We start from the raw sequence: 16,691 nt of genomic DNA on the forward strand, positions 1-16,691 counted from the left end.
ATATAATTCAATTTAATAAAAGCATTATGATTTCTAATATCGAAACCAATCATCAAATTACACAAATATGGCAACGTTTTTTAAGTTTTTCAACTTCTTTCAGGAATAGTACGATTCTTTTCTCTGCATTGGAATTGAATATTTTCGATTTTATTGATAAAGATGGATCAACTATTGAAGCTATTGCTTCTACTAAGAACATATCTAACATTTCGTGCGAACAACTGCTAAATGCATTGGTGTCATTAAAATATATAATATTTTTTGAAGGAAAATATTACCCCAACGAAATAGATAGTATTGGGTATTTAAAAACAATTTCAGATGTTAGTTTTAGAAACGATTTATTACTTCAAAAACAGGAAAATGAAGTCTGGTTAAATCTTGCTAAGATTGCTCGAGGTGAATACAAAGTACCTAAATCTTATTCTTCTGAATTGTTAGAAAATAACATTATGAAGTATAAGGGAATATTAAATGCGAACCTTAACGCGGCAGGATATTGCTTAAGTTCGGTTTCAGAATGTATTCGAGAACAAAAAACGGTTTTAGATATTGGTGGAGGTGATGGTGTACATGCAAAAGTGCTATTAGCTATTAACCCTCAAATGAAACTTTCAGTTTTAGATCTTCCAAATTGCTTTGATGGCTGTGTAAACAATCTTTCTGAAGAAATAGAAAAGAAACAAGTAAAACTTGTGTCTGGAGATGCTTTAGCACTTGAACAGGACAAGAAATACGATTTGGTAACTTTAAATGAATTATTAGAAATTTTTTCTCGAAAGGATAAATTGAATATTCTAAAAAGTACTAGAAAACTATCTTCTAAAATTATTATAACTAAATTTAGTTTACACGATACTGGCACAAGCCCTGGTGGTGGTGCCATTTTCTCATTGAGAATGTTTGTTAAATACCCTCAAAGTTACTTAAGTACTGATTCTGAAATCTCAGAATTATTAAAACTTGCGGGATATGATGATATTATTATTCATAGGATTCCTAATAAAAACAAAACAGTAATAATTGCTGGATTTGATAACCCTATACTAACATCCGATACAGAAAAAAATGCTGTAACGGATGCTTTGGGGATAGATAAATCAATGTTGGCAGCTTGGAATCATCATCTACAAAATGCCTGTAAATTTAGGTTGTCTAGTGTGTTTCAGGCAGCAGTTGAACTTAAATTGTTTAGCTATTTCAAACCTTTTATAGGTGTTAGCACAGAAGTGATTGCTAGCGAGATTCAAGTGGATCCGCTCATGCTAAGTTTATTGTTAAATAGTTACGTGGCTATGGGGTTACTAAAAAAAATAGGTCAAGATTATGTCGCTACAGATATACTAGAACCAATTCTTTCAGACGAAAGAAGGGAGTCCTATTTAAATGAATTGCTTATCTATCAATCTGAAAATAAATCTTGGTTAAAAATGACAGAGAAGCTTCAAGGTTTAATTCCAAAGACTGTTTCTTTCGAAGATGACATGATTCAGGCCAATACAACTGAGTCCTATATAAGTTCGATAGAGCTGGCTAATAAAGATTTTGTTTCAAAATTATTAGCCACTATTTCCAAAAATTTAGAATCATCAGAATCTATTTTAGATATTGGTGGTGGACATGGCTTTCATGCGCGTTCTATTTGTACTAGATACCCAAATAACACCGTCAGTATTTTAGATTTACCGTCTATGTTAGAAGTTACAAAAAAATTTTGTGATTCATTTATTGAAAGCGGAGCTATTCTACTTCATGCCGGTGATGCAACTAAATTTGACTTAGGGAAAACGTTTGACGTAATAATGATGAACGATATACTCCATTATTTTTCTCCAGATGAGGTACAGCTTATTCTAACGAATGTAAAGAATCACCTTAAGGTTGATGGGGTTTTGATAATTTCAGACTTTGCTTTAGACTTCCACAAAAATGTGTCTAATCATATTTTTTCTATTAAAGCACATTTAAAAACAAAAAAAGGTCGAGTTCATAGTTTACAAAATTTAATGAACTATCTAAATAATTTAGAAATGGATCCATTTGAGTATCAAGAAATAGATAATAAATTAATTCTTTTATCAAAAAAAAGTATAAAATAATAAGTTTCCTTTTCCATTTGACTTAAATATTTATTGAGAGTTTCCTTTTTATGCGTCGACGCATTTGTATGTAAAATACGAGTGAGTAAAATTTATGCAGCGGATGAATTTCTATCAGATTATTTAAAAGGCGTATTCGTACGCGTTTTTAAACTATTAATATTAACTAAAACACTACAAACATGGGTAATTCAACTACAGCAGCAACATGGTACGGAGGAATTCGTCAAATGTTCACACAAACAGATATCGATCATATGAAGCCTCATGGCATTCTATTAAATGACTATGATTCAGTAAAATCTAAAGCATCTGGAATATACGGGCAATTAGCAGCTGGAAATATGCCACCTGGTAACCCTTGGCCTAAAAGTCAAGTGCAGACATTTTTAGATTGGTTTTCTAATGGGTGTCCAAAAGGAACACCTACAAAAAAATCAGCTGCTAGCCTTAAAATGATGGCTACTGTAAGTGCAACTCGTATAAGAAAAGATGTTACTAACTTATCTGAAACGGAGTTAGCAACTCTTAAAAAAGCATTTATTGGAGTTATGAAATTAGACATAACCAATCCAAATAGTTACTTCATGCAAGCTGGATTACATGGTTTGCCAAACCCATTTTGTATGCATCATGTACCACGATACAATCCTTGGCATCGAGCTTTTATCTATAATTTTGAAAACGCACTAAGAAGTATTCGTGGGTGTGAGGATGTTACCATGCCATATTGGGATTTATTTAATGATTTTCCGGATATATTAAACCAACAACCTTTTGATAGCTATACACTTCCAGAAACGCTAAATGCTAACTATCCTAAAGGGTACAAAACACGGAGAAACCAGTTAAAACAAATAGAAGCCAATTTTAAGCAATACGATGTGTTAACTGATTTTACACGTGCAAAAACCCAATTAGATTGGGAAGATTATCATGGTGGACACGCGTTTAGTGCGCCTAATGATACGTCTATACAAGCTCATGACTCTGGCCATGTTTCTATTGGACCAACTATGGCAGACCAAAACGTTGCAGCATTCGATCCTATTTTTTGGTTTTACCATTGTAATATAGATCGTATGTTCTGGGAGTGGCAAAAAAAGATGTACGCCACAGACATTAATGGCTTACTCTCAACAATTACTACAACAGACAGTAGAAATGTTTTTACCATTCCTGTTTTAGAGAGCATCCCACCATTTACAGACACTGCGCCACATTTGAATACAATTAAGATTGTGGACTCAATCGTAAACTTAGATGTAGATTATGTTTCACCAGTTACTGCAACAAAAGACTTAGCTATGGCATCATTTGAAACAAAACGTAGAGGCTCTGTAGCAGCTTCAGCAAAATTCCAAGTCGATACAGATATTGCTAACGTACGTGTTAAAGGTATCAATCGTATTAAAATACCTGGAAGCTTTAAGGTACACTTATTAAAAGATGGAAAAGTTATAGCATCAAAAGCCTTTTTTCAACCTTCAGAAGTCGATAAATGTCCAAATTGTGTTGAAAATCCAATGGTTCATATGGATTTTAAAATTCCATTAAAAACAATAAAATCTGGAAAATTAGAAACTTGGATAGAACCGATAGATCATGCTCCATTTGGTGATCATTTTCCGCATAAAATGATGGGTAACCCAACTATTAATGTAAGGTTGTTATTAAGAAATGAATAAATGATTAAAAAATGAACCTATACTAATAATCATCCAAATATAACTATAATGAAATTAAATAAATTAATGTTGTTTGCAAGTACTATTATAAAAACACTAGCACTTTGTATAGTCTTATTAAGCTGGTCTTGTAATCAAAACAAGACCAGTGAATATGTAGCTCTGGAGGCTCCAGCACAATTTTCGTCTAGCATTCCAGTAGATGTAGATCCTGCTTTACAAAAAGCATTGATAGATGCTGGAGATATTTACCAACTTAATGAGATGTATAATATTTATAGTTGGCAAGCGCTAATAGCTATAAATTGGCCTTTAGATGCTAATGGCATTCCGCTTAAAAACTTTACAGATGCAGGATCACCTGCTTGGTTAAAATGGAAAGAAGCATTTCAGGTCTATCGTGCTGATGGTAAACAACCAGCAGCTTGGAATAGTCCAAGAAAAGATACTGGTTTGGGGCTTAACCCAAGCATATTAAATGATAGTGATTCAAGAATTTTACTAATAACTAATACTCCAGCACATAATGTCAATAATATAGCAGACGAAACCGATCAGGCATTTGCTGGAAAACTATTTGACCAAAACGGTAATGTTGTTGTTTATGAAGTATTAATGAATAAAGAAGAATTTGACTATGTTGTAGAAAACAAGCTTTATAATATTAATGGACAAATAGAATTTTCTAAAACAAATACCGAAGCTAATTTTCCTAAAGGAAACTTTGAAAAACAAGAACTTGGTGCAACAGAGATTAAACTTGCTTGGAAAATCTTAGAAAACTCAGATATTAAAGAACGCTATTTTAAAGATAAAGGCTATATCATAAATGAAATAATAAAGAAACCAGAACTAGTTGATATTGGACTAATTGGATTTCATATTAGTCAAAAAACACCAACAGGAAAACAATGGGTTTGGTCAACGTTTGAGCATATTGATAATTTAGACCAGAATATAACCAACGTTGGAGGTCAGAATAAAGTCATTCACCCAACACTTACAAATCCAGATTGCGAAATATGTCCTGTAAATGTTGATGTAACTAATGGTGGAAGCAAATATTCCTCGCATATCACAGAACATGGCAATTATTGGAACATTACAAGAGACACGTTAAATTATTATACCGATGACACCAAGCTAATGAAAACCCAATCTAAGCGTATGATTGATATTCCTGTTCGTGTAAAACAAATCAATAACATGATGCAAAATTATTTTAAACAACAGGGAAGTGTCTGGCAATATTACCAATTAATAGATACACAATACCCCTTAAATCAAAATGCAAAACCTGGTATAAGTACAGCTACAGAATACCATTTACCAGAAAGTGTGATTAACAAACCAGGAGGGAAGCCTAATTTAATATTTCTAACCAATATCTCTATGGAAACCTTTTTTCAAGGAGGGAATCAAATAGCTGGACTTATGGAAAACTCAACGTCTAATATGACCATTTTTGGTACAGAAAGTTGTATGGGTTGCCATTCTAGTGCAAACTTGATTAATAACTATACGATTACTAAACAAGGGGTTGTAGAAAATATAAATGGTGACCAATTATCTGGTGACTTTAGTTGGTTGCTCAATAAAGCCTCTTGGGAAAAAGGTGTGCCTAAACCAGCACCAAAAAAGGAATAGGTAAGCCAATTAAAAAACAATTCAGATGGAAAATTTAAAAAAGACATCGTGTACTTGCAGTAAGCTTCATCCATTAAAAAAATCAACTTCAAGTGGGGATAAAAAAATGAATGTTCTAAATATTTTATCTGGCGTTTTATTGTTTCTCTTTCCTAAATGTCCACTATGTTGGGCTGCTTACGCTTCTATATTTAGCTTTGTAGGCATAGAACAGGTTAGTATTAATACCAATTGGAGATTTTTAATTCTTGGTATATTTTTATTGGGTAGCTTTTTCTTATTACGAAAACATTATTTAAACAAATCATGGTTTAGCATTATTCTATATGGTTTAGGGATGTCTTTATTGCTTACAACTTACTATTTAAATTATTCAGAAACTTGGTTATTGTATTTAGTTTTGTTTTTAATTCTATTAAGTAATATTTCTATCCGCAATGATCATAAACTTATGAAATTGTTTAAACGTTCTTTTGAGGCTTCAACCTAAAGTAAGTATAGTATAGAAAAGGGATAATAAAGATGTGATTTTACAATGTTTCCTAAAATATAGCGAATAAGCCGTTAATTGTTTCCAAATATAGATAGATAATGTTTTAAAAAAATCTGCGAAGCAAACCGCTTATAAGTGTAATGACCCTAGTTCTAATTATTCTTATGAAAACGAGTACTCCTGGGATATTTTACATAATACTACATTATATAGCTATATAGCTGTCAAATGGTTTCATAATGATGGTAAACGCTATTTTAATTATGAACCATCCACTGGATAATCCATAATTAAAAATGCACTATAATGTTCTGCGTTATGTAACTTTGCTTTGGTAAAAGCGAAGTTGTTTCCTCAATTTTCTTTGATTTTTTTCTTTCTAAAGCTTCTTTAAAATGTAATGGAATACGCTTTGCCCGAAGCGACGATAGGAGTGAAGTGGTAAGGTGTATGGAATGGAAATAATTACTAAATACATAAAATTTGATTTGTTTAATTTTTTTAATATTCAATCGAATACACTATATTGCATCAATAGTATGATTATTAAAACAAAAAACATGTCAACAGTTAGAAAAACAATAACATTTACTGAAAAACAAGATAAGTGGATAAAATCACGAATTGAAGTTGGAGAATTTACTAATGATAGTGAATATCTTCGTGATTTAGTAAGACGAGATCAGGCAAAAAACGCTAAATTTTCCGCACTAAAAGCTGCTATAACAGAAGGTATGGAAAGCGGCATTAGCAATAAATCTGTCCCAGATATTATGAAAGAAGTCGAAGAACGTATGCGAGCAGATGGGCGTTTATAAAGTATCTGGAAAGGCAGAAAGTGATCTTACCAAAATGTACGAATATGGAATAGAAACATTTGGATTAAAACAGGCGCAAGCATATTTATTTGGAATACACGATATTTTTCAAGTTTTATCAGATAATATCAATCTTGGACGCGATGCCTCAGAATTTGTAATATCTTTAAAAAGGTTTTCTTATAAATCTCACACTATTTTTTATTTGGCTACAGATATTGATATTTTAATTGTTCGTATACTAAACCAAAGTATGGATTATGAAAATAATTTATAACTATTGATTTTTCTTTTCATAATTACAATAAAACTAACATTTTTAATGTTACAAAAACATTTTATATAATTTCAAATCTGAATTATAATGTGCTTGCGTTATGTAACTTGAGCTTTGCATAAAAGCAGGGCAGAGCGTAAAGAAAAGGTCTAGTAGACCTTTTTAGCGAATGAGCCAGCTGCCGCTTTGGCTTACTACAGTTTCTTGAAAAAATTTATTCTAAAAGCTTCTTCTACAATGTTAATGAAATCGAGTTTGCGAGATTCATGAACACCTCTAAAACAATAATAACCTTGTGAATAAACACTTTTTATGCGTCGACGTAGGAGGGAAGCATACTGTGTGTGGAATGCTTTATATCTACATTTATTCATAAAAACATTATTTTACATTGCTCAGTATACATCTTAAATAATCAATCTCTTAATAAATTGAGTTGATCGATTAACTTAAGAAATTCGTCTCGTTTATTTTTGCTTATTATAGCTGTGTGATTTTTTAATTTAACCATATTGCCTTCAATGCTGTCTATATGATTAATATTGACAATATGAGACCGATGTATTCTGTAAAAATTGGAAGGGAGCAATTCTTCTAATTTACTCATAGATTGTAACGACATAATTTTTTGTCCTTGAATGGAAATAATTTGTACATAAGGTCCTTGACCATTAATCACAATGGTGTCGTGAAATGCAATACTAACGATTTTACTATCAGCCTTAATAAAAAGTTTATCTGTAGGTTGAGTAGATGAAGTTTTAGAGGAATCATTTATTTTAGAATCTTTTAAAGAAATAACTTTGGCAATAGCTTTGTAAAACCGCTCAAAATCTATTGGTTTTAATAAATAATCTATAACATCCAATTCATAACTCTGTACGGCATACTCCGAATATGCCGTAGTTAGAATCGTGGCTGGTCTATTAGGTAAGATTTTTAGAAAATCAAGGCCTGTTAGGTCAGGCATTTGAATATCAAGAAATAAAATATCTATACTATCTTGTTTAATATGATTGAGTGCCTGTAGAGCCGAACTACAAGAAGCCACCAGTTCCAATTCAGGTACTTTACCAACATAATCGGCAAGGATTTTTCGAGCAATATGTTCATCATCAACAATAAGGCATTTTAGTTTCATAATTTTATCTTTAAATTAAGTTGATAAATATGATTTTCCTTGGTTATATCAACTTCATGTTTATTAGGATAATTAGCTTTTAGAAGTTTTAATGAATTTGTAAGTCCGATTCCCATGCGGTTCTTTGAAATTCCTTCATGGTCTTCTTTAAAGGTGTTTTCGGTTCTAAAATTAAGTTCATTATGATCTACTTCAAGACTAATTTTTATCCAACCTGGTGTATTGGCTTCTAAATTGGAGTGTTTAAAGCAGTTTTCAATAAAATTTATAAGAATCATAGGTGCAATCTTATGACTGTTTGTAATTCCTGCATGGTAAAAATCTACATTCTGAGAATCTTCATGTTTAAGTAATTGGATACTCAAATAATGCTCTATCAGTTCTTTCTCTTTCGTTAAAAGCACTTTGGGCTGGTCACAATCATATAGCAAATAGCGTAATAATTTGGATAATTTTGAAATCATTTGAGCAGCTCTTTCGTCTCTCAAGTAGGCAAGCCCATAAATATTATTTAAGGTATTAAACAGGAAGTGTGGACTAATTTGACTTTTTAGTAATCTTAGTTCTGCCTCAGCTCTTTCCGCTTTATGCTCAATTTTTTGAACCGCATTAAGATAATAGATACGTGCCACACGAATACTAGCCATAAAAAATATTCCTAGTACAACCATTAATACCCATAATCCTATTCTCACTGACTTAGGTGCGTATTGGTCACTAATTTGTGTTAATCCTAGAACTTTAGCCATAAAGGTATGCGCATACATACCGACTATAAAAAGAATGGTATTAATAGCTATTAATAATACTAGTCTTCGATTAATTTTTCCTTCTCTTGCAAGGTATTCTGGAAAGAGTTTATATCCAAAAAGCCATATAATCAGTGAACCAAAAAAAACATAGGTAATCAAATAGTATATAGTATCTGCAAAACTTCTCTGATAGGTTAATACCAAACTGATAGCGATATGCATCCCGAACCAAAGGATGTAAGGCCCCACTTTGAGAAATTGCTCTGTCTTTGATAATGCTTTACTCATGACCACAAAATTAAAATCATATTTAATTGATTCATAATCAAATGTATGAAATGATGATTTAATAGCATGAATGGCTCATTTTGATAATTAAAAGGCTTTGTTAACCTCCATATCAATTTGGTTCATTTATATGAAAGTTCCGTAAATTTTTTTTGTTGCTGATTTGCAATGAAAATAGTTTTGCATGGAAATTAAAATTATATAATCATGAGAAACAGCATTTATTTCATAACCATTTTCTTTTTAGTGATGTCAACACATCTCTTTGCTCAAGATAAGCAAGAAGACATAGTTGCAGTTTGGGATGCAGGTGAGGCTAAAGTTGAAATCTACAAAAAAGATGAAAGATACATAGGAAACCCTATAAACTCAGAAGGAAATCGAAATCAACAAATCGAAGTATTGAACTTAGAGTATAAAGAGGGTAAATGGATAGGTAAACTCTATTCCAGAAAAGGAAATAGGTTACTAGATGTTGTATGTGAAGTGAAAGAAAAGAAGCTTCATCTTGAGGTTAGTACGCGTTTTGCTACTCGTATTCTAGAGTGGAAACAAGTCAAATAATATCATATTCTACTAATATAAGTTTCGCGTAAATAAATTTTTAAAATTAATTTAGAATGAAAAAGAACATTTTTATAGTTGTTTTTTCAATAACCACAACCCTTGTTCTTGCTCAAGAAAGCAAGTACTATTTTGGAATATCTTATGGGAAAAGTTTTCCGATAGGGGATTTTAAAGACGATGACATTATTAATTACAATGCTGGTTTTGCAGAAAGTGGAAATAAATTGGATGTATATGGAGGATATGTTATAAACAAAAAAACAACTTTAACATTCACCTTTCGTTATCAAAACTTCGATACAGATATTGATGCATTAACCAGCAGTTTAGAAGCAAATAATCAAAGTTCAATTTTTACTGGTAGTTCAGATTCATGGCAAACCTATTACCTTTTAACAGGTATAGCATATAAAGTAAGTATTAGTGAAAAATTTAGTCTTTATCCACGTATAGGATTCGGACCTATGCTCATTTCCAATCCTGAATTTTCAATAACGGGCACAAACGAAAACACCACTACAGAAGTAAATCGTTCAAGTGAAACTGGAATAGGATTGGGTTACGAATTTGGAATTGGATTTAAACGTGCTATCGGTAAGAGCTTTTGTTTAATGCCAACTTTTACTTTTAGTGGGGGTGTTGTTACTATTTCTGATGTTGATACAACTACGGGTAATACCGTTACAACTTCAAACTATAAACCTAGAATTTCTACATTTAATTTAGGACTCTCTCTGGCCTATAAATTATAAATAACATGAATAAAATAGAACAAACTATTCTAGTTAAAAAGTGGCTCTTTTATGTGACTTTTTTTTGCTCGATTACTGCAAGTACTGCTCAAGAAATAGCATCTCTTTACAAACAAGTAAACAAATCAGTTGTAACTATAGTAACAGAGTTCAAGACCCTTAATGATAATCATCAATTAATAAGTGACGAAAGCATTGGTTCCGGTGTAATGATCTCTAACAAAGGCGAAATATTAACAGCTGCTCACGTTGTTAATAATGCTGAAACAATAACTGTTAAGTTTTTGGATGGAGAAGAAATACTTGCTAAAGTTATTAAATCAGCACCTGTTGCAGATATAGCCCTATTAAAATTATCTTGGATGCCAAAAACATACGAAATAGCGAAAATTGGAGATTCAGATAATGTTTCTGTGGGAGAGCAAATTGTTGTTTTAGGAGCACCTTACGGTATAGAACATTCTCTTTCGGTTGGTTATATTAGTGGCAAACGTAAGCAAGAAGCTAGAACTTCAGGATTCGTTCTTAATGAATATTTTCAAACAGATGCATCTATCAATAAAGGAAATTCTGGTGGACCTATGTTCAATTTACAAGGTGAAGTCATTGGGATTTCAAGCTATATCATCACAGAATCAGGAGGTTTTCAAGGCTTGGGTTTTGCAGCTACATCTAATTTAGCCAAAAAATTGGTCATAGATGGTAATAGAAGATGGACAGGAATCAATGGTTTTATTTTAGATGAAAAATTAGCTTGGATGTTGAATGTACCTATAAATGGGGGGATACTTGTTGAATCAGTCGTTAGGTTTTCACCAGCAGATTTTGCAGGAGTTAAAGGTGGATTTGAAAATATCGATATAGAAGGAGAGCGGTTAATTGCAGGAGGTGATATTATCCTTTCTGTAAATGGTTTTCCATTAACAAAAGCATCTTTTGAAAATTTGGATAGTGATCGTTTAAATAAATCAAATTTCTTTAACCAGAATATATTTGTACTTAAAATTTGGAGAGGAGGAAAGGTTGAAGAGGTCAAAATTAAATTTAAGGACTAGAAGTAATATCATAACTAAAAAAATAAAAAATCATGAAATTAAATATCAATCAATTACAATTTATAAAAATTGATAAGCTTAATAATTCATATAGTGTTTCTTTAATCGATAACAAAGAATATGAAATAATTAAAGGGTATGGTAATACCGTAGTCGACGCTTTCAATGATTTGCATCATAATTTAATATAATTGTTATGTAAAATCGAATGTTTGCTCTCTTTAATCGAAATGACAAATTATGTCAAATAGCGCCCAAAAGCGCTATTACGCTAATTGTTATAAATGTACTATAATGTTCTGCGTTATGTAACAGAGCTTTGGTTAAAAGCAGGGCAGAGCGTAAAGAAAAGGTCTAGTAGACCTTTTTAGCGAATGAGCCAGCTGGCGCTTTGGCTTACTAAAGTTTTTTGAAAAAATTTAATCCTAAAAGTTTCTTCTATAATGTTAATGGAACACTTTTTATGCGAAACGAGGATAATAGAATTAAAATATTTTTACTATCTTTACTACAATCACTTGATATTTAGTGATTAAACTTTCCCTACAGCAAAAAATAGCAACATTTTATTGAATTACCCATTGTTGGGTGTGCTTATGATGGTATTCATTTATCATCTTTAAATGTATTGTCACTTAGAATAGAAAAACTAATCTTCTAACGTGAAAAAGTAGAACAATCAAATACAATTTTCTTATGACAATTGAAATTAGAATAAATGATATCTCCAGAAATAAAAGAAATACAGATTATATAGGTTGGTCACCAAGGCCAGCTTGGATAAGGCAAGTTAATGGCAACTCTGATATTTTTATAGATCTTAAAAACAATGGTCTTTTGGGAGGAGGAGAAATAACTTTTTTTCCAGTGGATACAAATGATTTACCAGATATGTTATCACCTTCCGATGAATTGACAGGTATTAATTTAGTAAATGCCCCTCAAGATGAAGGTTGGGTTAAATTCTATGTAGCTGGAAAATTTGATCAAAACACAGGCGATAGTTTTCCAAGTTCAAAAGACAAAGATACTGGTATTGGTGTTTATAACTCTCAGAATGGAAATCTAATATACACCAAAGAACTGATGGTTAGAGTACGTAAAAATGTAAAAAACCTTTCTTTAGATGAGAGAAGAGATTTTTTAGAGGCCATAATGTTTTTGAACACAAGAACTTCTTCGAATCATCCTTGGAAAAATTTTCAAGATATGCATGTTGGAAATACAGGTAATGAAATCCATGGTAGGAGCTGTTTTTTGCCATGGCATAGAATGTATCTTTTAAACCTAGAACGACTAATTCAAAATGTAGAGATCACACAATCTAATGGTTCTATAAAATCCTATGCTCACGTAACCATTCCATATTGGGACTTTTTTGATGTTGCCAGTAATGTATTCGTAAGATCATTTGCTGGTAACCCAGATTCTGCTGGGTTAATTGATTTCAATGCAAATAATCCACTTGTCAATTGGAGTACAAACTTGACTGGTATAATCCAAGGTAATATTATTCTTGGACCCAAACTATATCGTGCACAACTAATAGGAAATAATTCTCAATTACCATGGGACCCTCAGTCCCAAGTTAGTCCTGTATATACCCATCCTAGTACGAGTTGGGCTCATAGAACAGAGCGAGAGACGATTTATCAATATTCAGATTATTACCATTTTAATAATGGGCCTGGTAACGGAGTTCCAGGTCTAGAGCAATCGCCTCATGGAGGTGCTCATGTAAGTTGGGGAGGTCCAATTAGTTTGATTGGGTTTTCACCAGCAGACCCAGTTTTTTTTATGTTACATTGTAATGTAGATCGCCTTTGGGCTACATGGCAATGGAAAACTGCTGGGTATCGTTTTGACCCAACAGATTCTGATAGTTATGATCGCCAAGGAACAGGCTCAAGAACTGGTCAACAAATAAGTGATTTAATAGGGAATTATACCGAAGACACATTATGGCCTTGGGATGGAGATGATCAACATCCACGACCACCTCAAGCCAACTGGGGAAATTTTCCTGATTCAAATGTCGCAAGTGCACCAGGGCCTATTCCAAAATTGAAGCAAGCTATTGATTACCATGGGCAGCACAGTCAGGATCCAGATGATTGTTTGGGATTTGATTATGATGATATACCTTTAGATTATCCAACAGGAGTAATTGTTTGATAATATAATATTCACAACTTAAACAAAATCAAAATGTCAAAATATAGATACAAAGATTCCAAATACAAAAAGGCCATTAAAGAAGAAGATGCTAAGGTCTTAGAAATGGATAAGATGTCGCAAAAAAAGGCAAAAGAAGCTGCTGCAATTTTTTTGGATGAATCCAATTCATTTGAAGAACGAATTAAAGCTGCAAACAAAATGAGTAGAATAACTGGTGACGATATTGATAAAGCTCTTAGCTTGTTTCGAAATGAGGATCTACCTGAAAAACTAAGAGCTTGTGCCTTTTATGGAATATCAGGACTTGTATTTTCTCAAGAGGATGTTATGCTTGATGCCATCAATGAAATTAAAAAAGGTGAGGGTAGCGGCGAAATTGCATTGGCCTCACTTAATGCTATTAAGGCAGCTGAGATAAGCTCTCCACAATTGTATGGAGCTAACATTGCAGAATATAAAGATGCACTACGTATAGCTATAGATCATAAAAATGAAAATCTAAGGAGTTCGGCTTTAGAAATTTTAGCAATTAATAAAGATGAATATGCACAAAGACGTTTGGTTGAATCTTTGGAAGACCCTTCTAAAGCATTAGTTGCTCCAGAAATTGCCGTACAGTTATTATCTTATGATCTCCATGCAAATCATTTTAAAGTCTTACGCGAAGTTGCAATAAATCCTCCAAATAGTATTACCAAAAGAGAATCTATCAGAAATTTAGGTTTCGATGAAGAATCCAAAGAGCTATTGCAAGAAACATTAAACGATTTAAATGAAGAGCCTGAAATTCGTCATGCCGCTGCTACAGCATTAATGTGCCTTAATCCGGAACTCTCTACTGAGATGTCAAAAAAAATAATTATTGAAGAACAAGGACATCATCTTGATGGATTAAAGACTGCTTTACTTAATACACTAATTTTTCTAGAATCAGGAGGAATTGAAAAAACGCATGAAAAAACTATAAAGTTTATAGAAAAAGAAGAAGAAGAAAGAGATTTCAAAGAAAACCTTCTTAAAATTAAAGGAACTTCAAACTTTTCGGAATTAGACGACATGATAAATCTTTATTTAAATACGAATAATAGTTGAAAAATTGTGTTTTGAATAGAAAAAAATATATTGTACCCGAATTTGATAGCGATACTTTAGAGGAAGATATAGCTGCTTTTGTAGATCAAGCAGATAAATTAAAAAAAAGAACAGACGTTCTGGGATTATTATTAGTAGAATCACATCCTTTATATAAGGAGCGAGGTACTAATGAGGTCAATAGAATACAGGGTTATATCCTAGCTTCATTTGAAAAATATGGATTTTCTTTAAAGTTGCTACCCATTGCATTAGAGGCATTAGAAAGTGGTATGAGTGCATATATAGTAGCAGCTTCTGCTAAGGCCATTAGAGGTCTTAAACGGAAAAATCCGCGATTAGTCTATTATCTATTGGCAGGAATAAACAACATCTATTATAGAGATGATACAATCACATTTAACTCCTATAAACCCAAATGGCCATTAGAACATCCTACCTCTGCTTTAAAGGAAATTCTACTAACTTTACAATGGTTAGGAGCTAATGCGAGGGACGCAATTGTAGAGTTAGAAGTTTTGTCAGTAAGTATTGAGATTAATAGTAACAATCGCAAACTAATTCTTGAAACCATCGAGAAAATTCAAAGAGATAAAAACAAAGAAGAGAACTGTTGTAATATAGAAATTGAGTCGCCCATAAACGTTTCTAAAGTAGATTATACAAAAATAAAGGGTCTAATAATTCAAGATCAAGATGGGGAGATTTTAACTTATGGTGATTTTTTTAGAGATAAGCCGACTGTTTTGGTTTTTTTCTATACACGTTGCGAAAACCATAATAAATGTTCCTTAACCATAAATAAATTAGGAAAACTTCAACAGCTATTAAAGAAATTAGAACTGGATCAAAAGATCAAAACTGCAGCAATGTCTTACGATCCAATTTTTGATACACCTGAAAGACTAAAAACATATGCATTAAAACGACATGTTAGCTTTGACTATTTAAATAGAGTATTTCGAGTAAAATATAAACAATCTATGCCGCAAATTCTAAATTATTTTAAATCTGAAGTCAATTATGCAGGAAACCTCATAAATAAACATTTAATTGAACTTCATATAATAGATGAATTAGGAAGACCAATCAAGTCTTATAATAGGTTTCAGTGGGAACCTGAAGATGTAGTAAATAACTTATTGAAATATTTATCTAAGAAACCAAAATCATCTTTGATTAATACCTTTCGATTACAAAAAATAGGAGGCACATTGAGAAACATAATTGTTCCAATATTGATTGCTTTTTTCCCCAAGTGCCCATTATGCTGGACTGCCTATTTGAGTGTTTTTGGAATATCAGGCATGTCGTCAATTCCTTATAAACCATGGATATTACCAATATTATGTGTAATACTTTTTATTAACTTATGGTTTATTTGGCGTAGATCAAATCAAACAAAAAGTTGGATAGCATTTTATTTGGCAATAGTAGGAACTATTATTCTTATTCTTTTTGGCCCCATTTATATGAAAAAACCAATTTTGAATATTGGATTAGTACTACTTATTACTGCAGCTCTATTAAATAGTATACAAATAAATATATTAGAAAAGATTAGAAATGTCGCCTCATAAAATTTTGGTTACATCTGCAATTATGTCAAATAGCGCCCAAAAGCGCTATTACGCTAATTGTTATAAATGTACTATAATGTTCTGCGTTATGTAACTTGAGCTTTGGTTAAAAGCAGGGCAGAGCGTTAAAAAAAGGTCTTGTAGACCTTTTTAGCGAATGAGCCAGCTAGCGCTTTGGCAAACTATAGTTTCTTGAAAAAATTTAATCTCAAAAGATTCTTCTACGATGTTAATGGAACACTCTTTATGCGACGACGTAGG

At 32.1% G+C, this 16,691-nt stretch carries 15 protein-coding genes; 13 read left to right on the forward strand and 2 right to left on the reverse strand.

The window, feature by feature from the left end:
- The first annotated feature begins 26 nt into the window (after positions 1-26).
- From QLS71_RS16370 to QLS71_RS16395, 6 genes are all read left to right on the forward strand, one after another.
- Positions 27-2,102, forward strand: coding sequence for a methyltransferase (locus QLS71_RS16370; protein WP_308992718.1), 2,076 nt, complete (start codon positions 27-29; stop codon positions 2,100-2,102).
- A 182-nt stretch (positions 2,103-2,284) separates the two neighbouring features.
- Positions 2,285-3,790, forward strand: coding sequence for a tyrosinase family protein (locus QLS71_RS16375; protein ID WP_308992717.1), 1,506 nt, complete (start codon positions 2,285-2,287; stop codon positions 3,788-3,790).
- A 48-nt stretch (positions 3,791-3,838) separates the two neighbouring features.
- Positions 3,839-5,437 (forward strand): hypothetical protein, encoded by a 1,599-nt coding sequence (locus tag QLS71_RS16380; RefSeq protein WP_308992716.1) that lies wholly within the window; start codon positions 3,839-3,841, stop codon positions 5,435-5,437.
- 25 nt (positions 5,438-5,462) lie between these two features.
- Complete coding sequence (locus QLS71_RS16385) at positions 5,463-5,927, forward strand: hypothetical protein (RefSeq protein WP_308992715.1); 465 nt, start codon at positions 5,463-5,465, stop codon at positions 5,925-5,927.
- 563 nt (positions 5,928-6,490) lie between these two features.
- The gene (locus QLS71_RS16390) at positions 6,491-6,748 is read left to right on the forward strand and encodes a type II toxin-antitoxin system ParD family antitoxin (protein ID WP_308992714.1); all 258 of its coding nucleotides are present in this window, start codon (positions 6,491-6,493) and stop codon (positions 6,746-6,748) included.
- On the forward strand, positions 6,735-7,025 hold the full coding sequence (locus QLS71_RS16395) for a type II toxin-antitoxin system RelE/ParE family toxin (RefSeq protein ID WP_308992713.1): 291 nt from the start codon (positions 6,735-6,737) through the stop codon (positions 7,023-7,025). The genes QLS71_RS16390 and QLS71_RS16395 overlap by 14 nt, the downstream gene beginning before the upstream one ends.
- Positions 7,026-7,440: 415 nt before the next feature.
- Here QLS71_RS16395 and QLS71_RS16400 read toward each other — a convergent pair whose 3' ends face one another.
- On the reverse strand, positions 7,441-8,166 hold the full coding sequence (locus tag QLS71_RS16400) for a response regulator transcription factor (protein ID WP_308992712.1): 726 nt from the start codon (positions 8,164-8,166) through the stop codon (positions 7,441-7,443).
- Positions 8,163-9,206, reverse strand: coding sequence for a sensor histidine kinase (locus QLS71_RS16405; RefSeq protein WP_308992711.1), 1,044 nt, complete (start codon positions 9,204-9,206; stop codon positions 8,163-8,165). Before QLS71_RS16405 ends, QLS71_RS16400 begins: the two co-directional genes overlap by 4 nt.
- Positions 9,207-9,413: 207 nt before the next feature.
- Here QLS71_RS16405 and QLS71_RS16410 point away from each other — a divergent pair, with 207 nt between their 5' ends.
- From QLS71_RS16410 to QLS71_RS16440, 7 genes are all read left to right on the forward strand, one after another.
- Positions 9,414-9,770 (forward strand): hypothetical protein, encoded by a 357-nt coding sequence (locus tag QLS71_RS16410; RefSeq protein ID WP_348636573.1) that lies wholly within the window; start codon positions 9,414-9,416, stop codon positions 9,768-9,770.
- 56 nt (positions 9,771-9,826) lie between these two features.
- Positions 9,827-10,525, forward strand: a complete 699-nt coding sequence (locus QLS71_RS16415) for an outer membrane beta-barrel protein (protein ID WP_308992709.1) — start codon at positions 9,827-9,829, stop codon at positions 10,523-10,525.
- A 5-nt stretch (positions 10,526-10,530) separates the two neighbouring features.
- On the forward strand, positions 10,531-11,580 hold the full coding sequence (locus tag QLS71_RS16420) for a trypsin-like peptidase domain-containing protein (RefSeq protein WP_308992708.1): 1,050 nt from the start codon (positions 10,531-10,533) through the stop codon (positions 11,578-11,580).
- 32 nt (positions 11,581-11,612) lie between these two features.
- Positions 11,613-11,771 (forward strand): hypothetical protein, encoded by a 159-nt coding sequence (locus QLS71_RS16425; protein WP_308992707.1) that lies wholly within the window; start codon positions 11,613-11,615, stop codon positions 11,769-11,771.
- Positions 11,772-12,276: 505 nt separating this feature from the next.
- Entirely contained in the window at positions 12,277-13,755 is a 1,479-nt protein-coding gene (locus QLS71_RS16430; RefSeq protein ID WP_308992706.1) for a tyrosinase family protein, read from the forward strand.
- A 33-nt stretch (positions 13,756-13,788) separates the two neighbouring features.
- Positions 13,789-14,850: a hypothetical protein gene (locus tag QLS71_RS16435; RefSeq protein WP_308992705.1), complete on the forward strand. Its 1,062-nt coding sequence runs from the start codon at positions 13,789-13,791 to the stop codon at positions 14,848-14,850.
- A gap of 11 nt (positions 14,851-14,861) precedes the next feature.
- Positions 14,862-16,430: an SCO family protein gene (locus tag QLS71_RS16440; RefSeq protein WP_308992704.1), complete on the forward strand. Its 1,569-nt coding sequence runs from the start codon at positions 14,862-14,864 to the stop codon at positions 16,428-16,430.
- The last annotated feature ends 261 nt before the right edge of the window (positions 16,431-16,691 follow it).

Source organism: Mariniflexile litorale (assembly GCF_031128465.2).
In the GTDB taxonomy this organism is placed as follows: Bacteria; Bacteroidota; Bacteroidia; order Flavobacteriales; family Flavobacteriaceae; genus Mariniflexile; species Mariniflexile litorale.